Source organism: Kordia zhangzhouensis, assembly GCF_001005305.1.
GTDB classification, from domain to species: domain Bacteria; phylum Bacteroidota; class Bacteroidia; order Flavobacteriales; family Flavobacteriaceae; genus Kordia; species Kordia zhangzhouensis.
In genome coordinates, this window is sequence record NZ_LBMH01000004.1 from 453,804 (window position 1) to 475,822 (window position 22,019).

Genomic DNA, 22,019 nt, shown 5'->3' on the forward strand with positions numbered 1-22,019 from the left:
ACACACGAGTTATTTAAAAACATCATGGAACCAATACAATTTGAACCAGCAATAAAAAATTCGATTCTATCAAATAAAGAAGCACAATTTGAAAGCAATCGTATCAAAGAAATTCCGACGCTAATTGAGCCAACTCAATATAAACTACCAGCAATTATGCAAAATTATGCATATCCGGTAAGTACTTGGCCTGTAGTAATATCAGAAAAAATGCAGGAAACACTAGCGCAATTATGTGTTAGAATTCCCCAATTAATCAAAGCAATCCCTGAATTATATTTTAAAAATGATGAAAAACGAATTGCCGATTTCTACTTTAAAGGAAACGAAATGGTCACGCAATTTGCTATGATTTGTCATCAAAAAAATGTAGAAACTGGTTGCCGACTCGATTTAACATATTCAAAAGATGATTTTAAAATTTTAGAGGTCAATGTAGGCTCATCAATTGGTGGTTGGCAAGTACAAAGCTTTGAAAAGATTATTCGAAGTTTTCATCCACAGTTAACAGATCCTGTAACAGCTACTACGTACGAGTCACGCAACTCGCAAGCCATTTATATGAAATTCTTGGTTGACAAAATTTTAGCTCAAGTTCAACCAACAGATGAAATGATAAATGTTTTTGTAGGTGTAGGACATATTGAAAGTGAAAAAATCAAACAAGATGTAATTGACTTTTTTGGCGGTTTATTGAAAAAGGAATTTGCGGCTAGAGGGCTCAAAGGACAAGCACATACGGGAAAATTTGCATCATTAACACTTAAAAATAGCAAACTATACCATAAAGATGAAGTAATGCATGGAGTCGTAGCGTTTAAAGTTGAAGAAGATGAGCAAGTTCCTGCCGATGTTTTTCGAGCATTTATTATGGATCAAGTTTACTTTCCTGATCATTTGGCAACTGGAATATACGGAGATAAAAGAAATTTAGGACTATTGCGAGAATTGGCAGAACAACAGGCTTTTTCAGCAGAAGATAATGAATTGATTTTACAACACATTCCTTGGTCATCTGAGATAACACCCAAAAATGTAAGCTATGCAGGAGAAACCTCATCAATTGTAAACATACTGCGAAAGTATAAAGACAAGTTGGTAATAAAAGCAGCTCAAGGCTATCAAGGAAAAGATGTTTTTATTGGAAAATTTTCTTCTGAAGAAGAATGGGAAGAAGCCATCAAAATTGCATTAACTGCGGCTGATTTTATTGCACAAGAATACAACGAATCAATCAATTTTTTAGCGCCTAATGGACAACAAGAATGGACAGACCATAAATTGATTTGGGGCGCATTTGGATTTGGACCTCATTATGGAGGTGTTTGGGTACGACTCTCTGAAGTTGCCAATGACGTTGGTGTCATCAATTCGGCAACGGGAGCGGTAGAAGCTATTGTATACGAAATTAAAAAATAGAAAAGTCATGATACATATATTTTACGCATACACATCAGAAAAAGATCATAATGCTTTGTTGTGTAAATATTTACCGGTATTACCACCAAGTTATCGTGAAAAAATATTACGTTTTCGCAATTGGAAAGACGCACAATTATCCTTATTAGGACGCTTATTATTGGATCATGGTATAAAAACTAAGTTTCCACAATATGCTGACTCTATGGAAATAGCATACACATCACATAGAAAGCCTTACTTTAAGAATAATAACTTGAAATTCAATATTTCGCATTCAAAAAATATGGCTATTTGTGTAATATCTGATGGCGCAGATATGGGAATTGATGTAGAAGGAAATGCACCTGTCAATATTGATGATTTTAAAGAGTATATGACTCCTTTTGAATGGCAGCAAGTAATATCTGCTCCTAAAAAAGAAAATGCTTTTTATAAGTATTGGACAAAAAAAGAAGCAGTCATCAAAGCTGATGGAAGAGGTTTATCAATTCCGTTAAAAAGTTTCGAAGTCAAAGAAGAAATTGCGAATATTGAAAATAGTGCATATGTATTGAAAGAGGTATTCTTAGACTCTGAATATACTTGCTATATCGCTTTAAAAAAGCAAAAAAACATTGCTACACAACCTCAATTTGACGAAAAAGTAGTGCTTAATCAAGTACATATTTCGTCAGAGATGAAAGTGGCAATGGTGTAAATACAAGAACACTTTATGTGTTTTTTGGAAGAAAGAAAAACAATTTTAGTTTTTAAAATCTCAGATTGTTAGTTTGTACTCAGTTTTTTATTATTTGAAAGTCTCTCATTTTTTGAGAGACTTTTTTTATATCTACAAATTCTACTTTTTCTTATTTTTTTTAGCAACCAAACGCTCTTTTTCTAAAGACTTGATGATGTTTTGAATGAACTCATCCGTTGTTTTATTCATGTCATTCGGATCTATAATATCATGAGAAGCAAACCATATTAAGTGTTTTTCTTGATCTTCTTTTACTTCGTATATAGATGTTTCTACATAAAAAATCTCATACTTACTATAATCATTTTGATTAAAATAATCATCACGTGATGCTAAATAACCTCCTAAAAAGCGCTGCAATTTATAGTCAAATTTAGGAGAAGCACCAGAGCGCGACTCATTTTTAGAAACTCCTTTAATTGCTGATACAAATATAGTTTCAAAACCATTGGTAAGTAGTTTGTTAATTTGTGCTTCAATTTCGGCTTCCGTCTTTGTAGGATCTTGAAACAGTTTTTCAAATACAACACTACTTTGTATGGCATTAATATTTCGTGCATTTAGTTCTCGAACCAATGCAAATTCAAAATTACTTCTCGCTTTTAAATCAGGCGTTACTCCAATAACCAATACATTTTTAGGATTAAAATCAGTAATATCTGGATTTTTCCAGGTTTCGTGAAGTTGTATGGAAGAACAGCTAGTTGCTAGTATAGTGAGCAATAATAGGTATAGGTTTTTCATGAAATTTTAATTAACCAATTCGTCTTTCTCTTTTTTTATTTGGTTTGTCTTTGGTAAAATTAATTGCTCATGTTCTAACACAGCAATTGCTAAATTTATGTAATCCGTTACCGATTCATTAATCGAAGTAGGGTCAACCACATCAATATAGCCTTTCCATAATAATTCTCTTTCTTTTGTAGGACAAATACAATACATAGAAGTCTCACAATGATAAATGGTATATGATTCGTAGTACGAAGGATTGTAAAAAACATCTTGATACATTAAATACTCATCCGCAAATTTTCGGTAGGTCTCGTCGTACTCATGATAGTTTTCTTTGTATTGGATTTTATCTTCAACTCCAATAATTTTTGTAAAAAAGATTGTATCAAAACCGTCATCTACCAATTTTTTCTCAATTTGTTGTAGTTCTTCTTTTGTCATTTTTTCTGGATGCAGCGATGGGTCAAATAATGATAAACTGGTCATGGCTACACTTCCACGAGCTTCAAACTCTTTTTTAAGTTGTGTTTCAAACTTTTGCCGCGCTTCAATATTTGAAGTCAGTCCTACAATAAGTACTTTTTGCGGTTCGTAATAGTCAATGTCAGGATTTTTCCAATGATCAATAAGTTGTGTAGTAGTACAAGCGGAATACAGAAATAATAACGGAAGTAATAAAAAAAGTCGTTTCATTTGGGTAGGTTTAATGTTTTTTGTCAAATAAAAAGCGTTGTTTCTCTTCTTTGCGAATAGTTGTAATGATTGCAAATAATTGAGTTTTTAAAGCGTGATACTCATGTAAAAATCCAACAACTTCAACAGCTAATTTTCGATGAGTTTCTTTATATTTTTTTTCATCTTTTGGTTGATCAATACCGTCAACCATAATTTGCAGTGCAGTTTGGTGCGCAGTTACTTCGGCAAGTAATTGAAGATTTTTTTTAAAAGACCTGTTAATTGTATCGACAAGTTCTTTATCACTTGAAAAATCTTTAAATGCGAGTAATTGACTCGTGTATGTAGTAATTACATGTTCAAAAAATAAATGTTCATCCTTAGCAAATTCTAGCTGTGAAGCCCATTCTGTAGAATCAGTATGCATATCTTCGGCACTGATCCATTCAATATATTTTGGAGATGATTGTGTTGTTTTCATAATTTGTTGATTGAGGAATATTTTTATTTATTCAGATTTAAAAAAATCTCGTACCCAAGCTTTTGCCTGGTTTGTTGTCATACTATCAGCTTTGCGAATAGCTCTGATTTTTGCGCTAATCTCTTTATGATGTAATTGTAATTCTTTGCTTAGTTTTTCGTTGGTTTCAGCTGGACCAAAAATGACCAAAGCATCTGTATCTTTAATCTCTGAAGTTATTTCTGTAAAATATTTTTTTAATTGCTGTTTTTCTCGTTCTAAGAATGTTCGATCTTGAACTACATCTTGTGGTCCGCCTTTTAAGCGTGTTCCAGAACCACCTTTTGGATGAAAATGCTCAACATTTGAAGTAATGGTTTGTAATGTTTCTTGATTATTTTCAAGGGTAACAATCCATGCTTTGTCCATATCGAGCCAAATACCTGTTTTTTTCATGAGAGTAAGTTTTTAATTTCGTAAATCATGCAAAGCCAGTACAGGCACATTAAGGAATGTCACTTCTTTTACTAACGGATTTGTAAAAACACTTCCAAAAAAAGAATGTTTTGTATTGATAAAAGCAATCATATCACTATTTCTACTTTCTATAAAAATTCCAATAGAATCATTAACAGCACTTGAGTGTAATTGATGTAATGAGTACGCGTTTTCTTGAAATATTTCTTTAAGAAGTTGTTGCTGTTCTTGTTGTTCTTTGTTGAGAGTATGATTTGAAACATGTAATACAGCAATATTGGCGTCACATTTTTTTGCGATATCTGTGAGATATACCAATTCTTTTCGTTTAAAACTAGTTTGATAGTCCGTAGGAAACACAATTTCTTTAGGGAGTTCACTTGGAGCATTTTCAGGAACAGCCAATACAGGACAATTACGTACTTTTTCCATAGCATAAATGGCGGTGCTTCCATACACTGCATCAGGACTATTGGTTTCTCCTTTTGTTCCCATCACAACAATCTCAATGTCTTTTTTATCTACTACCTCTTTTACCGCTTCAATAGTGTCGTTAAACATGGCTATGGGATGAAATGTGTGATTCGAATTTTCGGTGTCACTAGCACATACGAGGTCAATTACCTCGTTAAGTTTTTTCTCTGAAGTTGCCTTGGCTGTTTCGTATGGTTCACTTCCTTTTACCATGGTAAACAAACTACCTACTAGGTTTTGGGAAGCAGAAAAAACATTCAATAGATAAAAATCACAAGCTTCATCTGCGTATAAACGTGTTGCATATTTGAGGGCAAACCAAGCATTTTTAGAAAAGTCTGTGGGGATTAATATTTTACGTTTCATGGTAGTAGGTTTTTAAGTTTATGTGTTAAAAATAAGTTAGTTACGATAAAATTACTATGATATTTATCAGCTTATTCAGGAATTACTAGAAAAGGAACTTTTATATGAAATCCAATCTTTTTAATAACAGGCTCTCTAAAAATGCGTTCCATAAAGTTGTGGGAATAATTAACCATAGCAAGCATTTCAATTTCGAGTTCTTCAATAAAATCATGAATAGCAGTTTCCTTGTCAGCATAATTTGGAACCCAATGGAATGAATGGTCATAATCTTTTAAATATTGCTGCAATATGGACATATTTTGCTCTTGCGTTTCGCTCAATTTCTTTTCCTCGTTGATATGGATAATTCGGATTTTAGAATTGTGAAGATCAGCTAAGTTTTTTAAATATTGCAATTCTTTAGCGTCGCACAAACGATTAAAATCACTTGGAAAAGCAATTTGTGTAGGTACCACAAACTCATAATTATTCGGAATGGCTAGCACAGGACAGCTTCTTACTTTGGTAAACATTTTTGTGGTGTTGCTTCCAAAAAGAACTTCTTTAGCGCCTGTAGCTCCTTTAGTTCCCATTACAACAAGGTCAATAGTATATTTTTCTAAAACTGTATCAATTGCATCATCTAAATCTTCTAAGCTTAAAATTGTTTCAAAAGTATGCTTGCTATTTTCGTTTAGGGTTTCCAGTTCTTCTTTTAATTTTTGAAGATCTCTAAGCGAATTATCTCGCATTGTGGTCAACAATTTATTCGAAAAACTTGAAATTCTTGAAGCTTTTAATTGATTTGAATTTAAAATGTAAAAAGTACATTCTTGCTCACTATACAAAGCAAGTGTATACAAAATAGCACTTTTAGCATTCTCTGAAAAGTCGGTTGGAAGAAGTATGTGTGTCATGTGTTCTGTTTTTAATTACATTTTAAAAATACAGACAGAAAAGACACTAAACTATGATATTTATCAGTTAGAAATGAGTTAATTACAGCAATTATTCATGCATAATTAAGAAAGGAATCTTTGTGTGGTAATTGATGTTGGCAACGTTAGAATGGAATAAGATTTTCTTAAAATAATTTAAATTTTTTGCCGCCATAATCATCAGGTCAATATCTTTATTTTGAACAAAATCTTCTACAGCGTTTTCGGTATTGTGATGAGTTAAAAAATGAAAACTATACTCGTAATTATCTAAAAAATCTTCAAGTAATGCTTTGTTTGCTTGTTGCTGATGGTTTAACTGATGCGAAACTTTGTTAATATACAAAACACGTAATGCAGTAATGTCATGTAAAAGTGTTGTAATAGGAGATAGGGTACGAATGTCTGTCGATAATGTAAAATCAGTTGGGAAAGCAACCTCATTAAAGGTTTTATAAGTTACATTTTCAGGAATAATAAGTACATTACATTTCACTTTTGTGATTATATTTTCTGCAAAATTGCCTACAATATGCGCTTGCGAATCAGAGATGCCTTTGGCACCAATAATCATCATATCAATTTCCTTATCTTCTACTTCGTGGCGTACAGCTTGTATGCAAGAAGAGTTGTTTGTAAGTGTGATGTACTTATGAAGTATATTTTTAGGAAAAGTTTGAGAAATACGAGCAGTGAGTTGTTGAAATTTATCTTTAATAGTTGAGCAATCATCAGTAGTATTGACATGTAAAATATAAAAATGACACCTCGTATTTTCTAGGAAACGAATGGCGAACTCAATGGCGTTCCATGAGTTTTCAGAGAAATCGGTTGGCAACAATATATTTTTCATCTAGAGATACCTTATAGAGGCAAATCTAAAATGAATGACAAATAAAAAACATGATATTTGTCATATTAGCTAGTTGCTCCTTTAGAATTAGTACATTTCTTGTAACTGTTGGTAATCGACAATTTTGATATTTCTACCTTCTATTTCAATAATACCTTCTTTTTTAAATCGAGAAAGTGTTCTGATAAGTGTTTCTGTAGCAATTCCAGCGACACTTGCGAGATCATGTCTTGAAATTTTAATTGGATCTTCAGGTTTGCGATTAAGTTTTTCGGCAAACTTCAAAATGGTGTTGGCTGTTTTTCGATGCACCGAACTATAAGCCATTTGTAATAATTGTTCTTTAATACCAGAAATATTGTCAGTGAGCAACTGAATCAATTCGAGTGTTACTTTGTGATTTTTATTCAATACTGCTGTTAACTCACTTTTGGAAAGAGCGACTACTTCTGTGGTTTGAATGGCAGTTGCCGTTTCTTGATACGGAATATTTTGTGTAAACGAAGTATACCCGAACAAATCATCTTCTTTATGCAAAGCAGTTGTTAGCTCTTTTCCTTGTTCATCCAACTTGTTGCATTTTACCACACCTTTTACAATTAAATAAATATAGTTGGCAGGATGTCCTTCTTCATAAATAATAGCATCTTTAGAATATGAAAAAACAGTTCCGTTATCATCAAAAAAGTTTTTTAAATCATTCAGTGTTCGCAATTCATTTTCTTCATCATCTTCGGTAAGTTGCTGTTGATTCGCTTCGCGCTCGTCTTTTAAAATAGCAGCTTTTGCGATACGACTTTCAATGGCACTGATTAATTCTTCTTCTTCAAAAGGTTTGGTAATATAATCATCAGCTCCTAAATCCATTCCTTTTCGTACATCTTGACGTTCTGTTTTGGCAGATAAAAATATAAAAGGAATATACTTTGTTTGATTGTTTTTTGATAGGTTTTCCAACACACCATAGCCATCAAGTTCAGGCATCATGATATCACAAACAATAATGTCTGGCGAATGTTCAATAGCAGCATTTACGCCCAATCGGCCATTAGAGGCAGTCACTACTTCATAGTCAGATAACTCTAATAATTCTGCTGTATTCTCTCGTAAAATGGTATCATCTTCTATCAATAATACTTTTTTCATATCGTGGCTTTATTGGGTATTTGTATGGTAAAAGTAGTTCCTTCATTTTCTATACTTTCAAAAGAAATACTTCCGTGTAGGTTTTCTAAATGACTCTTCACAATATTTAGTCCAATACCAGTTCCTTGTACCAGTAAGGCATTTTCGGCTCTAAAATAGCGATTAAAAATATTTTTTTGCTCTTTTTCCGGGATTCCAATTCCGTTATCCTTAATGCGAAAAGTTGTTATTGTGTCATTTTGCGTAATAAAAATATCTATCTGTGTATTTTCTGAAGAATATTTTATGGCATTATTGACAATGTTTGAGAGCGCTAATTCAATAATCTTTTCATCTTGATACAATGAATATCCATCAATATCGTCCGGATAATTGATATACTGCCCGTCTTTAAGTAGCATATTGGCATTATATACAACTTCATTGATAACCTTACTCACTTTGAACGTGCTTAATTTATAATTAACTTTTCCTTTTTCGAGTTTTTCAACAGATAAGAAATCGTTTAGAATGTTGTTCAAATAATGAACTTTATCAGAAATGATTTTAATGTGTCGATCACGTTTGGCTTGTTGTTCTGTGAGTTTATATTTTCCAAGCAACATAGATGAAGTTAAAATACTACTTAGAGGTGTTTTGAATTCATGAGAAACTAACGATAAAAATTTTGTTTTTAATTCATTGAGTTCTTGTTCTTTTTTAAGTGCGGCTTTAGCATCTTTTTCAGCTTGAATTCTTAATTTGTTCTCAGCTTCAAGTTCTGCAATTGTTATACTTAACTCTTTAGTACGCAACACAACTTTTTTTTCTAAGTCTTCGTAAAGTTCTTGGATTTTTGCTTCTTGTTGTTTTCGGATGGTAATATCAATTACAAGAGCCATTACATAGTTATTTTCCTTAACGGAAAATGGATTCAATCCCGCTTCTACAGGAAACGTACTTCCATCTTTTCGCGCACCATGTAAGTCACGACCGTGTCCCATTTGACGGCTTTCTTGTTTCTCCATAAAACCAGACACATGCGCATGATGTTCTCCTTTATATTTTTTAGGAATAAGAAGATTCAGTGGTTTTTCTAATAATTCTTCTCTTTCATAGCCAAACATATTGGCTGCAGAAATATTAGCATCAACAATTTGTTGTTGTTCATTTACAATAATAACACCTTCGGAAACAGCATTTAAAAGTATATTAAAAATATCTATGTCTTTTGGAAACATTCTAAAATCACGGTTATGTATGCGGCGCAATAAAACTACAAAAAATATCACTGTTTCACGTGTCAAGCAGCGAGTATTTAAAACACTTTTTTAAGAATTTGTTTGTAGATGTTTTAGAACTGATGAATGTCATGTTTTTTTGTCTTATCAGTACCTACCTTGTGTGCATCAAGTAAATTAGTATATCATGATCAAAACATTAGATAGTACAGAAAACACACAAGTTTTAGAACGAAACTATATAGGGCATTTAGCATATGTTTACAAAGACGAACCTTATATAGCGCCTATTACGTATTATTTTGATAAAGAACGGAATATAATTATTGGATATTCTGCGGAAGGGCATAAAGTTACAGCTATGCGCAAAAAAAACGAAGTTGCTATGGAAGTATCAGAGATTACGTCTGTTAATCATTGGAATTGTGTCGTAGTGCATGGAAAATTTCATGAGTTGAATGGAAGTGAAGCCAAAGCGTATTTGCATGATTTTTCACTAGGTGTTAAAGATTTGATTATACAAAAAGAGCAACGAAAACTAGATTTTATAAACGAATTTTCTAGTAAAATTTATAAAGATGATCTTCCAGTTGTTTTTTTAATTCACGTAGAAGAAGTTACTGGAAGAATGCGAAGAAACTAACTTGACTCAAAGATTCCCGTATCTCAAGAATGGTTCTTATAGTACTTCAAAGCGGGTAATTCCGTAATAGATTTTCAGCGAGATTGAGTATTTTGAAAACATAACCAAAAAATCTTCAAGATCATGAAAAAACAAAATTTACAATCGCTGAAACTTCGCAAACAATTGATTTCTAAAGTACAAGAAATTTCTATAAAAGGAGGCGGACATACACAATTACATACCAATTGTGTAACGCTGTGTATTTCTTGTCACGATCCAAGATAAGTGTATAAAAACAAAAAGCGAACTAAAACAAGTTCGCTTTTTTAATTAGTAAATTGTAAATAATTGAATCTAGCTCCAGCTAGATAAGGTAATATTAAAATTGGTAGGATTCGTAATATCAATCAACGGATTATTTTTACTACATACATCTGCAAATGGAAATGCATAAATTCCTGACTCGTAATTGTCAACAACAGCTTTAGCATATTCATTAGTTACACCATCTACCACTTGATAAAAAGAAGATCGATCACAATTAGGTTGTGTATCATTTGCCTTAGTGCTTAAAGTGGTTCTATTTAATGCTGCTCCTAATATTGCAGCAATTTCACCTAATGGAGTGTCATTTGGCGCAGCAAGTGTACCAACACAACCAAAAATATCAAAAGCTTTTCCAGGACCAGGTTTTTGAATTGTAACATCTGCTTTGTCCGTTTGAGAAAAAACAAATTCATCATTTGCATTTACTTTTCCTGTATATGTTCCAAATTTTGGGCAATGTACGGTAAGTGTATTGGTTTTAAAGTTTTTCCAACAAGCATTTACATAGGAGTCATAAATTGTGTTAGCTAATAAGTTGGGATTTGTGGTTTGTACCCCATGTTGCGGACCTAGAACACGAATATTATTTCCATTACTATCTTTCATGATTAAGTTACTCCATGGTTTTCCTAAAGCATCAATGGCATTAAAAATAGAATCTCTTGTGCTTGTGGATTTCATAATTCCATTCGTTTTGCTATCAGACTTTCCTATAACTTCAATGGAAACCGGAGCAGAGAAATAATCAACAATAGTACAGTCGGCAAAAATTTCAGAACCAATATTGGTAAATTCAACTACGACAAATAACGTGTCAGCATCTGCAGTGCCAGGTGTATATGGAGGTGTTTGTACACCGAGTCCGTTTTGCGCTCCTTTTACAATATTAAATACATTTGGGAGTTTTTTAAATGAAAACAAAAATTGCCCAGACCACATTTCAGGCAATCCTTTAAATGAATTTAACTCATCTACAGTTTTAAAAAGAGAAGCACAATCTTGTCCTTTAGTAAATTTTTTTAAAGAAGCGTTGCCTTTATTATCTACATCTACATAAGACCAATCTGGAGAACTTGTTTGTGGATTACCATTCAATCCAAAACAAATCCAATATACTTCACTTGATTTAATTCCGCTATTATTAGTAATGCTTACTTGTATACTCATGATTAAGAAGGGTTTTTAATGAATCATAAAAATAGAGTATTGAACAATTGGTTCTAACAGTTGAATTACGTGTCTTTAAAAATCACGCAAAAATACTTAGTGGAAATACGTTAATAGAAGTGGCGAAAATTGTTATAAAAATCATAAATATTTAGTTGTAAGGCTTTCAAAGTGAGATTGAGAGCAAACTTTTTGTACATTTGTATTGCATGAAAAATCGATTAAAACATACAATGTCATTATTGTTAGCACTTTTGGTGCTATTCTCTACATGTTCATTTACAATTAATGAACATATTTGTGGAGGAGAATCGATTAGTTATGCAATTGGTGTACAAGCAGACACCTGCGGTATGGAAATGACTACAGCCGATCATGATAAAACCATGTTCGAACAAGTGCCATGTTGTGATGATATAACTTCTTTTGTGCAGGGACAAGATGAGCTTTCTTCTTCTAAAGAAAAACTGATTTCTACACAACAGTTCATCAAAGCATTTGTATATAGTTTTATTTATATTCTTCCTAAAGAAGATCAAGAAAAGGCAGTATACAAACCATATGCGCCACCGCCTTTGATAAAGGATATTCATGTTTTAGACGAAACATACCTCATTTGATATATATTTTTTGAATTGATTTCCTGTGAATTTTTCATTAGGAAACATATCGCTGTAAGCTTTATTTAAATCATTCATTAAATATATCAACAATTATGCTCAATAAAAGCATTCAATTTTTTATACAACACAAACTAGTTTCCGTATTATTACTCGCTACGATTATAGGTTTTGGACTGAGTTATGCCCCTTTTGATTGGAATCTAGGAACTTTTCCTAAAAGTTCAATAGCAGTTGATGCTATTCCAGATATTGGAGAAAATCAACAAATCGTCTTTACAGAGTGGAAAGGGCAATCTCCTAAAGACATTGAAGATCAAATTACATATCCTCTAACAACTACACTCATGGGAATTCCAGGAGTGAAAACGGTACGAAGCTCGTCCATGTTTGGTTTTTCCAGTATTTATATCATTTTTGATGATGCTATTGATTTTTACTGGAGTAGAAGCAGGATATTAGAAAAACTAAATGCTTTACCTAGTACATTATTACCTGAAAATGTGCAGCCAACGCTAGGTCCTGACGCTACTGGATTAGGACAAATATTTTGGTACACTCTAGAAGGAAGAGACGAAAATGGTCAAGTAATAGGTGGTTGGGATTTACAAGAATTACGAAGTATTCAAGATTATTACGTCAAACCAGCGTTGTCAGGAGCTTCAGATGTTTCTGAAGTGTCTTCCATTGGTGGATATGTACAAGAATATCAAATAGATGTTCAACCAGATATTTTACAAAAGTATAATTTGACGCTTTCTCAAGTAGTACAAGCTATTCGTAATACCAATCAAGAAATAGGAGCGAAGACAATCGAGATTAATCGTGCTGAATATGTAGTACGTGGATTGGGATATGTAAAATCAATTTCAGATATAGAAAATACTTCAATTGTTTCTGAAAATTTCACTCCTGTATTAGTAAAAGATGTTGCTAATGTAACACTCGGCCCTGCAGAACGTCGTGGGATATTAGATAAAGAAGGGGCAGAAGTTGTGGGAGGAGTTGTAGTAGCTCGTTATGGAGCCAATCCGATGCAAGTAATTAGTAATGTAAAAGAACAAATACAGACAATTGCTAGTGGACTTCCTTCAAAAACGTTACAAGATGGACGTACATCACAATTAACGATTGTTCCTTTTTATGACCGTACAGAACTCATACAAGAAACAATCCACACGTTAGAAGAAGCACTGTCACTTGAAATTTTGATTACTTTACTTATTATTGTAGTGATGGTTCTAAACCTTAGAGCCTCTTTTCTTATAGCTAGTATTTTACCTGTAGCAGTTTTATTGGTTTTTATCGCAATGAAATTAGGTAAGGTAGATGCTAATATTGTAGCTCTTTCTGGAATAGCTATCGCAATCGGAACAATGGTCGATATGGGAATTGTTCTAATAGAAAATATCACACGGCATATAGAAGAAGATACAGAGAACCTATCAATCAATACCATTGTATATAATGCAACTTCAGAAGTTTCAGGGGCAATCCTAACCGCAGTATTAACAACAATTGTAAGTTTTATTCCTGTATTTATGCTAATTGGTGCCGAAGGGAAATTATTTAGTCCATTAGCGTATACAAAAACAATGGCTTTGGCTTCGGCTATTGTAGTAACACTTTTTATACTTCCTGCGCTAGCCGCGTGGTTATTTGGCTGGAAAAGTAGCAAAAGACAAACAAACTTGATTGTGTACAGCATACTGGTTTTCGTTGGTTTGCTAGCTGTTTTTTATGGAATTTATCTAGGGATTGTATTAATCATTTTTAGTATAATCTCTCTTTTATACCACCTACAAACAATTTCTCAAGCGCAAAAAACACGAGGTCATATCATAATAGCTGTTGCTACATTAATTATACTCTTAACAGTGTACTGGAGACCATTGGGATACACCAATAATATGACAATGAATTTTATATTTGTAAGTATCACATGTGTTGTTGTGTTAGGAACCTTTGCACTGTTCATAAAGTTTTACGAGCAATTACTCCGTTGGGCATTACAAAATAAAATTCTTTTTCTATGTATTCCTTTGCTTATTCTCATAACAGGAATTCAAATTTGGAGACAAACAGGAAAAGAATTCATGCCAGCACTCAATGAAGGTTCTTTCTTATTGATGCCAACGTCATTACCACATGCGGGTATTGAGCAAAATAAAGAAGTCCTACAAAAGCTTGACATGGCGGTAGCTAGTATTCCAGAAATTGAAACGGTTGTTGGAAAAGCGGGACGTGTAGAAAGTGCGCTAGATCCTGCACCGTTGTCTATGTATGAAAATGTAATTCATTACAAATCAGAATATATTTTGGATGAAAGCGGTAATCCAAAACGTTTTCAAGTAACAGATGATGGTTTATTTGTATTAAAAGATGGTTCTAAAATTTCTATGGAAGATAAATTGATTGATGCAAACCAATTAATTCCTGACGAAAATGGAGCATTGTATAGAAATTGGCGTTCTCATATTCAATCGCCTGATGATATTTGGAATGAAATAGTTCAAAAAACAAAACTTCCTAGTGTAACCTCTGCGCCAAAATTACAACCCATTGAAACAAGGCTGATTATGTTGCAAACAGGAATGCGTTCTCCAATGGGAATTAAAGTAAAAGGTCAAGATCTTGCTCAAATCGAAGCATTTGGCTTACAATTAGAAAGCATACTACAAGGAGTTCCTGAAGTAAAAAAAGAAACTGTTTTTGCAGAACGTTTGATTGGTAAGCCGTATTTAATCATGTCAATAAATCGTGAAAAAATTGCTCGCTACGGATTGTCGGTCAAAGCTGTACAAGAAACCTTGGAAGTAGCCATTGGAGGAAAAGTGGTGTCACAAACTATTGAAGGTCGTGAACGATACAATGTGCGAGTTCGATACCCAAGAGCCTTGCGTGGTCATCCAAGTGATCTTGAAAATATATATATTCCACTAGCCAATGGCGCCGAAATCTTACTTAAAGAAGTGGTTGATATTTCCTATGAAAAAGGGCCACAAATGATTAAAAGTGAAGATACGTTTCTAGTAAGTTATGTATTGTTTAACAAACAATCTGATATAGCAGAAGTCACCTTAGTAGAAAAATTACAAAACCTATTACAAAAACGTGTCGCTGATGGTAGTTTAGTTGTGCCAAAAGGAATCAGCTATGAATTTTCAGGAACTTATGAGCAACAAGTACGAGCAGAAAAAACATTGTCAATCATCGTTCCAATTGTATTCTTAATTATATTTCTGATTCTATATTTTCAATTCAAATCCATAGCAACTTCTCTCTTTATATTTGTAGGAATAGCGGTAGCTTTTGCAGGTGGTTTTATCATGATTTGGTTATATGGACAATCGTGGTTTCTTAATTTTTCCATTTTTGGAAGTAACCTTAGAGAACTATTTCAAATAGAGACAGTCAATCTAAGTGTGGCCGTTTGGGTAGGTTTTATTGCTCTTTTTGGTATCGCTACAGATGATGGTGTGATAATGGCAACTTATCTTACTCAGAATTTTAACAAAACACGTCCTAAAAACAAGGAAGCAATTCAAAATGCTGTGATAGAAGCTGGTAAAAAAAGAATTCGTCCTTGTTTAATGACCACAGCTACGACTTTGCTGGCATTATTGCCAATTTTAACCTCAACAGGACGAGGAAGTGATATCATGATTCCAATGGCAATTCCAAGCTTTGGGGGAATGCTTATTGCTTTAATCACACTCTTTGTAGTACCAGTTTTATATTGTTGGAATCAAGAAATTCAACTCAAAAGAAAAGCAAATGAAGCATAATATTATTTACATAGTAAGCATCTGTTGGTTTTCAATAATCAATGGACAAACCTTAGAAAATTATTTGCAAGAAGCAGAACAAAATAGTTCGGAAATTCTAGCCAAACAATTACAATACGAAAGTGCTATTGAAAAGGTAAATGAAGTAGGAAGTCTTCCTAATACTCAACTAGGTGTTGGCGTATTTGCTCAAGCTGTAGAAACTAGAGTTGGTCCGCAACGAATGCGTTTCTCGGCGAGTCAGCAAATTCCTTGGTTTGGAATACTAAAAGCTCGAAAAGAAAATGCACTATCGTTAGCGAATGCTAAAGAGAGTGAAGTAGAATTTGTAAAGCGTCAACTTGCATTAGATGTGAAATTAGCTTACTACGAATTATATCTTTTACAAGAAAAACAAAGTATAACCAAAACACATGTGGATATTTTAGATACGTATGAAAAACTCGCATTGAATGAACTAGAAAACAATCGCAGTACGATGGTAGATGTATTAAGGATAAAAATGAAAAAAAACTCTTTAGTACAGCAATTGCAAACTATACAGGAAAGCATACGCACTAAAAAAACAACATTTAATTTGTTATTAAATAAACCAGTAGAAGCAGAAGTAGTAATTTTAGATTCATTAGCTATAAAAAATACAGTGATTCTTGAATCTCAAGAAACAATTAATAATAATCCGAAATTGCAACAATTGGAATATATGGAAACTGCCTTACAACAGTCTGAAATTGTTGCTCGAAAAGAAGGAAATCCATCCTTAGGTGTAGGATTGGATTATGTATTGGTTGCTGAACGTTCGGGTATTTCTATGCCAGATAATGGAAAAGATGTTCTCATGCCAATGGTTACACTGTCCATTCCGTTGTTTTCAAAGAAACATGTGTCAAAGCAACAACAATTGCGACTTCAGCAAGAAGCTGTTCAACAAAATAAAACAACCGTTAAAAATCAATTATTGATTGCGTTAGAAAATGCAAAAAATACACTAAAAAATGCACAAGAAAGCATAAAAACGCAAGAAGAAAATATAGCACAAGCAAATCAAGCCAAAGAGGTAATTCTTGCAGCATATCAAACCGCAAAAATGGATTTTGAACAATTGTTAGCAATCGATCAATTAAAGTTAGAGTATGAAATGCAAAAGGAAAAGGACATACACGCATACTTTTCAAATGTTGCAATTGTCGAATTTTTATTAAAAAACTAAGATCAAATGAAACAAACATATACAGTAACTGGGATGACCTGTAATGGTTGCCGAACCAGTGTAGAAGATACTTTAAACGCGCTTGCGCAAGTAAAGCATGCGAGTGTAAATTTGGAAACTTCAGAAGCAATTGTGGAGTCTGAAAACAAACTTGACATCAGTGTTTTACAAAAAGCGTTGCCAGAAAAATACACCATTCAACCCAAAACATCCGCTACTATTTTTGAATCGGTTGCAACAGATCAAAAAGAAGAAAGTGAATTGAAACAACTATTTCCTCTATTCCTAATCTTCTTTTATATCACAACAGCTAGCATCTTATTACAATTAAAAAATGGAACAATGGCTGACTTTATGTTAGATTTCATGGGGCTTTTTTATATAGTTTTCAGTTTTTTCAAATTCTTAGATTACAAAGGATTTCCAGAATCATTTCAAATGTATGATCCGCTAGCAAAGCGAGTTCCAATATATGGTTGGGTATATCCATTTATAGAAGTAGGATTAGGGCTCCTGTTTTTATTCCGATTTGAACTTTTGATGGCTCTTATTCTTACCATTGTCATCTTAGGAATTACCACTATAGGCGTTACCCGTGCTTTATTTAGTAAAAAAGCTATACAATGTGCCTGTTTAGGTACAGCACTCAAACTACCAATGACCAAAGCAACATTTATTGAAAACAGTATCATGTTGATTATGGCAATTTGGATGATTACAACCTATATATAAATCGAAAAAGAGTAAAAAATGAAAAAAACTAATATATTTTTTTATATAGGAATACTTATCATAGGTATTCTCATAGGTTGGTTGCTATTTGGAGGCCAACAAGAAGCGCATGTGCATGAACAGGTTACAGAAACAACTAAAAAACCGAAAATGTGGACATGTTCCATGCACCCTCAAATTATGCAACCTGAACCAGGCGATTGTCCTATTTGTGGGATGGATTTAATTCCTGCTCAAGAAAATGGAGAAGCATTAGCTGCTAATGAATTTAAAATGACAGAAAATGCTATGGCTTTAGCTAATATAGAAACGATTAAAGTTTCTGAAGAAGCGAAGAATCATTCTTCGTTAAAATTAACAGGTACAATTGAAGCCAACGAAAAAACAAATGCAATACAAACGGCTCATTTTGGAGGACGAATTGAAAAACTGTTTGTAAATTTTACGGGAGAAGAAGTGCACTACGGACAAAAACTGGCACTCATCTATGCGCCAGAATTAGTAACTACTCAACAAGAGTTACTAACGGCAGCACGCATGAAAACTTCACAGCCAGAATTGTACAAAGCAGTTCGCAACAAGCTAAAGTTATGGAAGCTTAGCGAAGCACAAATTCAGCAAATAGAAAATTCGCAACAAGTTATTACACAGTTTCCAATTTATGCAAACGTTTCAGGAGTTGTGACCGAAAAAATGGTTGAAGAAGGAAATCATGTAAAGGAAGGAGCAGCCTTATTTAAAGTGTCTAATTTGCAAACAGTTTGGGCAAGCTTTGATGCGTATGAAGACCAGCTAACTCAGTTACAAACAGGTGATAAAATTACGATTACAGTCAATGCGTTTCCTAATGAAGAAATACCTGCAAAAATCACTTTTATAGATCCAGTATTAAACGCAAAAACTCGTACAGTCGATGTAAAAGTGGTATTAAATAACAAGAATGACAAACTCAAGCCAGGTATGTTTGTTACAGGTGTTTTAGCGAAAGAAGTAAAGCAAACAGATGTATTAATCATTCCTAAATCGGCTGTTTTATGGACAGGAAAACGTTCGTTAGTCTATGTAAAAACATCTCCAACCTTACCTGTATTTGAAGCCAGAGAAGTAGTATTGGGAGCAATTATGAATGATAGTTATGAAGTAGTTTCTGGTGTATCAGCTTCTGACGAAATTGTAGTAAATGGAACCTTTACTGTAGATGCTGCGGCACAATTACAAGGGAAAAAATCTATGATGAATACAACAGATAAAACACGTAATACACTTGCGCATAGTATTCAAATAGATACAAACGTTGAAAAAGCACTACAACCAGTAATAAGTGCATATTTTGAATTAAAAGACGCTTTGGTAGCAAGTGAAACTTCTTTAGCATTCCAAAAAAATGTAAAACTTCAAAAAGCTTTAGAAAATATGCAGGCACAGCACCGAAAAAAAATTGAAGAATACTGGCTTACCATGCATAAAAGTTCAAAAAGTATTAATGAGAGCACATCTTTAGAGCAACAACGCAAAAGCTTTGAAATAATCTCAGCACATCTCATCGCGTTGGTGCAACAGTTTGAAAAATATCCGCAGACATTTTTTGTTCAATTCTGCCCTATGGCGAATAATGACAAAGGAGCATATTGGTTGAGTACTGAAGCGGAAATTAGAAACCCGTATTTTGGAGAGGCGATGTTAACTTGTGGAAATGTCAGCAAAGTATTAGAGTAAAAACAAATAAATTCAAAACAAATAAGTATTAATTTTTAAAAATGTAAACCGATGAAAAAAATAATCGTAAGCGCATTACTAATAGCTTCTGTTACTTTTGTAAGCTGTAACGGAGAAGCTAAAAAAGAAGAAAAAACAACGACAATAGCTACTACACAATCAAAAGAATTGTCGATGGCAAATTTTGGAGTACGTGGAAACTGTGGTATGTGCAAAACAACAATTGAAAAAGCCGCTACAAGTCTAAATGGAGTTTCTACAGCAACTTGGGACGTAAAGAAAAAAAGCATTGAAGTAGCATATGATGAAAACGTAGTAAATGAAGAAACAATTCATAAAGCTATTGCAGCAGCAGGGTACGATACAGAAAAAGCTACTGGTGACAAAGAAGCTTATAAAAAATTGCCAAAATGCTGTCAGTATGATAATTCTATGGAAATGAACCAAGAGTTATAGATTTAATTACCTTTGCGTCATGAAAACAATAGTACTTATTGCAGCTACTTTTTATGGCGCATCGGGAATTATAGTAGGTGCTTTTGGAGCACATGCTCTCAAAAAAATCTTTTCAGACGATTTACAAAAAAGTTTTGAAACAGGAGTCAAATATCAATTGTATCACGCAATAGTACTGCTTATTTTAGGATTTGAACTTTCTTTTGTAACAGACGTGCAAAAAAGTGTTGCTTGGTGTTTTATTATCGGAACTTTTTTGTTTTCGTTTAGTATTTATGGATTATGTATCAGTAGTGTAAAAGGAAAAAAACTACGCTTTTTAGGTCCAATCACACCTTTAGGAGGTTTGTTACTTGTGGTAGCGTGGATATTATTAGGAATTTCTTTTAGTTAATCGAATATTTACATACTTTACTCAAGAAAAGTTTCGTAACTGTTTTTTAACTCATGAAGAGGTTTCTTTGAAGTAATGAGCCCATTAATCAAGTAGCTCCGTAAATCTTCAATATCATTATGAATAACATATTTTGCCCAACTTGTTTCTGTAGATAAAGTCTTTATTTGACGTAATATTTTCCGTGTTTCGGGGGCAGTTCGAAGAATGAAACGTTCCTCAAAAAAAGGTTCGTCTTTATGAAAGTATTCGTACGCTTCAGAATAGGGATTTTTATCAATAAAATACAGAGGTTCAACGTCATTGTCTGTATAAAATTGAGCCCATTTGGCAAAACCTATTTTCTGCCCGTACTCTGCACTTTCTATGTTTACACGTAATCGCCAACGACAGGTAGCTGCACGTCCCCAATGTGAGGATATGCGAAATACACCTTCGTTTGTATAAAAGTATTGACTGCCAGAGCGACTTGTATAATCAGGAGTTTTTTTAGGTAATAAGGAAGCGTCAACAGCATCAAAAATACAATACGTATTTTTAAAAAAGTTGCGTTTATGAAATATTAGTTTCTTCACCAATTGATATTAATGTATTTTTGTCAAAGCTACAAAAAGTGGTTAAAAAGCTTTATCATTTAAATATAGTTTGGCACAATAAGTGCTTAATTGTACGTTAAGAATAAAGAATCAATAATTAAACAATAGATATTATGAGAAAGATTGTATGTGTACTAGTCGTAGCTTACATGTTTCACTTCACTGCCAATGCACAGCAACGAGTAGCGTTTAAGGATGGTGAAAAACTTACCTATACGGCTTCATACAAAATGTCGGGATTTATGACAGAACTTGCACAAGTAAGCATGGAAACTTCTGAAGTAGAAACTTCTTCAAGCACATTATTACATTTTAAGTGTAGAGCAAACACGTATAGAAAATTCGATTTTTTCTTTAAAATTCGTGATATGTATGAGTCTTACGTAAGTAAAACCTCTTTATTACCTGTGTTATATCGTAGAGATATTCAAGAAGGGAACTATGAGAAAAAAATGAAATATGTGTACAATCAAAGTAAAAGAATAATAAAAAGTACACAAACCAAGCGTAGAGCAAACGGAACAGATTGGGTAGTTAATAAAAACTTCACATTTAGTAATGGTGCTATGGATGTCGTATCTACCATGTATAACTTGCGTAATCTTCCTATTGAGAATGCACGAGTAGGTGATTCAAAAACCTTCTCTATCATTTTTGACAGACAAGAAACTCCTATCACTGTAAAATATGTTGGTAAAGAAACAATTGAAGCCGGAAATTTAGGGCAAAAAGAATGCTACAAACTTGAAATTCTTACTTCAGGAGACTTCTTAAAGTCTGGAACACTTTGGCTTACTGCCGATGGAAACAAAGTGCCAGTTTTGGCACGTTTTACCATTCCTGTAGGGAGTGGAATTTTACAATTGACCAATGCTAGAGGATTAGCCAATTAACTAAAAACGTA

General features: G+C 33.3%; 23 protein-coding genes. 12 read left to right on the top strand and 11 right to left on the bottom strand.

The genetic code is table 11. The features are described from left to right. Positions 1–24: 24 nt before the first annotated feature. Both AA088_RS08185 and AA088_RS08190 read left to right on the top strand, forming a co-directional pair. A complete protein-coding gene (locus AA088_RS08185; RefSeq protein ID WP_046744463.1) occupies positions 25–1,419 on the top strand; it encodes a hypothetical protein in 1,395 nt (464 codons plus the stop codon). Positions 1,420–1,426: 7 nt separating this feature from the next. After that, complete coding sequence (locus AA088_RS08190) at positions 1,427–2,119, top strand: 4'-phosphopantetheinyl transferase family protein (RefSeq protein ID WP_046744598.1); 693 nt, start codon at positions 1,427–1,429, stop codon at positions 2,117–2,119. Positions 2,120–2,260: 141 nt separating this feature from the next. Here AA088_RS08190 and AA088_RS08195 read toward each other — a convergent pair whose 3' ends face one another. The 9 genes from AA088_RS08195 to AA088_RS08235 all read right to left on the bottom strand — a co-directional run bounded on the left by AA088_RS08195 (position 2,261) and on the right by AA088_RS08235 (position 9,484). Further along, positions 2,261–2,905, bottom strand: a complete 645-nt coding sequence (locus tag AA088_RS08195; RefSeq protein WP_157547109.1) for a hypothetical protein — start codon at positions 2,903–2,905, stop codon at positions 2,261–2,263. 6 nt (positions 2,906–2,911) lie between these two features. Then, positions 2,912–3,586, bottom strand: coding sequence for a hypothetical protein (locus tag AA088_RS08200; RefSeq protein WP_046744599.1), 675 nt, complete (start codon positions 3,584–3,586; stop codon positions 2,912–2,914). 10 nt (positions 3,587–3,596) lie between these two features. Next, complete coding sequence (locus tag AA088_RS08205) at positions 3,597–4,049, bottom strand: hypothetical protein (RefSeq protein ID WP_046744465.1); 453 nt, start codon at positions 4,047–4,049, stop codon at positions 3,597–3,599. 27 nt (positions 4,050–4,076) lie between these two features. Beyond that, complete coding sequence (locus AA088_RS08210) at positions 4,077–4,484, bottom strand: hypothetical protein (protein WP_046744466.1); 408 nt, start codon at positions 4,482–4,484, stop codon at positions 4,077–4,079. Between the two features lie 12 nt (positions 4,485–4,496). Next, a complete protein-coding gene (locus AA088_RS08215) occupies positions 4,497–5,345 on the bottom strand; it encodes a universal stress protein (protein WP_046744467.1) in 849 nt (282 codons plus the stop codon). 71 nt (positions 5,346–5,416) lie between these two features. Then, positions 5,417–6,244, bottom strand: a complete 828-nt coding sequence (locus AA088_RS08220; RefSeq protein WP_046744468.1) for a universal stress protein — start codon at positions 6,242–6,244, stop codon at positions 5,417–5,419. A 91-nt stretch (positions 6,245–6,335) separates the two neighbouring features. Then, on the bottom strand, positions 6,336–7,118 hold the full coding sequence (locus tag AA088_RS08225; RefSeq protein ID WP_046744469.1) for a universal stress protein: 783 nt from the start codon (positions 7,116–7,118) through the stop codon (positions 6,336–6,338). Between the two features lie 87 nt (positions 7,119–7,205). Then, positions 7,206–8,264: a response regulator gene (locus AA088_RS08230; protein WP_046744470.1), complete on the bottom strand. Its 1,059-nt coding sequence runs from the start codon at positions 8,262–8,264 to the stop codon at positions 7,206–7,208. After that, positions 8,261–9,484, bottom strand: a complete 1,224-nt coding sequence (locus AA088_RS08235) for a PAS domain-containing sensor histidine kinase (RefSeq protein WP_046744471.1) — start codon at positions 9,482–9,484, stop codon at positions 8,261–8,263. Before AA088_RS08235 ends, AA088_RS08230 begins: the two co-directional genes overlap by 4 nt. 187 nt (positions 9,485–9,671) lie before the next feature. Between AA088_RS08235 and AA088_RS08240 the strand changes: the two genes are divergently transcribed. Both AA088_RS08240 and AA088_RS18265 read left to right on the top strand, forming a co-directional pair. Next, positions 9,672–10,127, top strand: a complete 456-nt coding sequence (locus AA088_RS08240) for a pyridoxamine 5'-phosphate oxidase family protein (RefSeq protein ID WP_046744472.1) — start codon at positions 9,672–9,674, stop codon at positions 10,125–10,127. 123 nt (positions 10,128–10,250) lie between these two features. Next, complete coding sequence (locus tag AA088_RS18265) at positions 10,251–10,394, top strand: hypothetical protein (protein ID WP_157547110.1); 144 nt, start codon at positions 10,251–10,253, stop codon at positions 10,392–10,394. 69 nt (positions 10,395–10,463) lie between these two features. Here the strand turns inward: AA088_RS18265 and AA088_RS08245 are convergent, their stop codons facing one another. After that, positions 10,464–11,603: a beta-1,3-glucanase family protein gene (locus tag AA088_RS08245; protein WP_046744473.1), complete on the bottom strand. Its 1,140-nt coding sequence runs from the start codon at positions 11,601–11,603 to the stop codon at positions 10,464–10,466. Positions 11,604–11,812: 209 nt separating this feature from the next. On the opposite strand from AA088_RS08245, the gene AA088_RS08250 reads away from it, so the two are divergent. The 7 genes from AA088_RS08250 to AA088_RS08280 all read left to right on the top strand — a co-directional run bounded on the left by AA088_RS08250 (position 11,813) and on the right by AA088_RS08280 (position 20,519). Beyond that, the gene (locus tag AA088_RS08250) at positions 11,813–12,223 is read left to right on the top strand and encodes an HYC_CC_PP family protein (protein ID WP_046744474.1); all 411 of its coding nucleotides are present in this window, start codon (positions 11,813–11,815) and stop codon (positions 12,221–12,223) included. Between the two features lie 95 nt (positions 12,224–12,318). Further along, positions 12,319–16,011, top strand: coding sequence for an efflux RND transporter permease subunit (locus tag AA088_RS08255; protein WP_046744475.1), 3,693 nt, complete (start codon positions 12,319–12,321; stop codon positions 16,009–16,011). Then, positions 16,001–17,221 carry a TolC family protein gene (locus tag AA088_RS08260; protein ID WP_046744476.1) on the top strand — a complete coding sequence of 407 codons (1,221 nt, stop codon included), beginning with the start codon at positions 16,001–16,003 and terminating at the stop codon, positions 17,219–17,221. Before AA088_RS08255 ends, AA088_RS08260 begins: the two co-directional genes overlap by 11 nt. A gap of 6 nt (positions 17,222–17,227) precedes the next feature. Further along, the gene (locus AA088_RS08265; RefSeq protein WP_046744477.1) at positions 17,228–17,953 is read left to right on the top strand and encodes a heavy-metal-associated domain-containing protein; all 726 of its coding nucleotides are present in this window, start codon (positions 17,228–17,230) and stop codon (positions 17,951–17,953) included. Between the two features lie 18 nt (positions 17,954–17,971). Further along, entirely contained in the window at positions 17,972–19,669 is a 1,698-nt protein-coding gene (locus AA088_RS08270) for an efflux RND transporter periplasmic adaptor subunit (protein WP_046744478.1), read from the top strand. Between the two features lie 51 nt (positions 19,670–19,720). Further along, on the top strand, positions 19,721–20,125 hold the full coding sequence (locus AA088_RS08275; RefSeq protein ID WP_046744479.1) for a heavy-metal-associated domain-containing protein: 405 nt from the start codon (positions 19,721–19,723) through the stop codon (positions 20,123–20,125). Between the two features lie 19 nt (positions 20,126–20,144). Next, positions 20,145–20,519, top strand: coding sequence for a DUF423 domain-containing protein (locus AA088_RS08280; RefSeq protein WP_046744480.1), 375 nt, complete (start codon positions 20,145–20,147; stop codon positions 20,517–20,519). Positions 20,520–20,536: 17 nt separating this feature from the next. Here the strand turns inward: AA088_RS08280 and AA088_RS08285 are convergent, their stop codons facing one another. Next, the gene (locus tag AA088_RS08285) at positions 20,537–21,094 is read right to left on the bottom strand and encodes a hypothetical protein (RefSeq protein ID WP_046744481.1); all 558 of its coding nucleotides are present in this window, start codon (positions 21,092–21,094) and stop codon (positions 20,537–20,539) included. A gap of 134 nt (positions 21,095–21,228) precedes the next feature. Between AA088_RS08285 and AA088_RS08290 the strand changes: the two genes are divergently transcribed. Continuing rightward, positions 21,229–22,008 carry a DUF3108 domain-containing protein gene (locus AA088_RS08290; protein ID WP_046744482.1) on the top strand — a complete coding sequence of 260 codons (780 nt, stop codon included), beginning with the start codon at positions 21,229–21,231 and terminating at the stop codon, positions 22,006–22,008. The last annotated feature ends 11 nt before the right edge of the window (positions 22,009–22,019 follow it).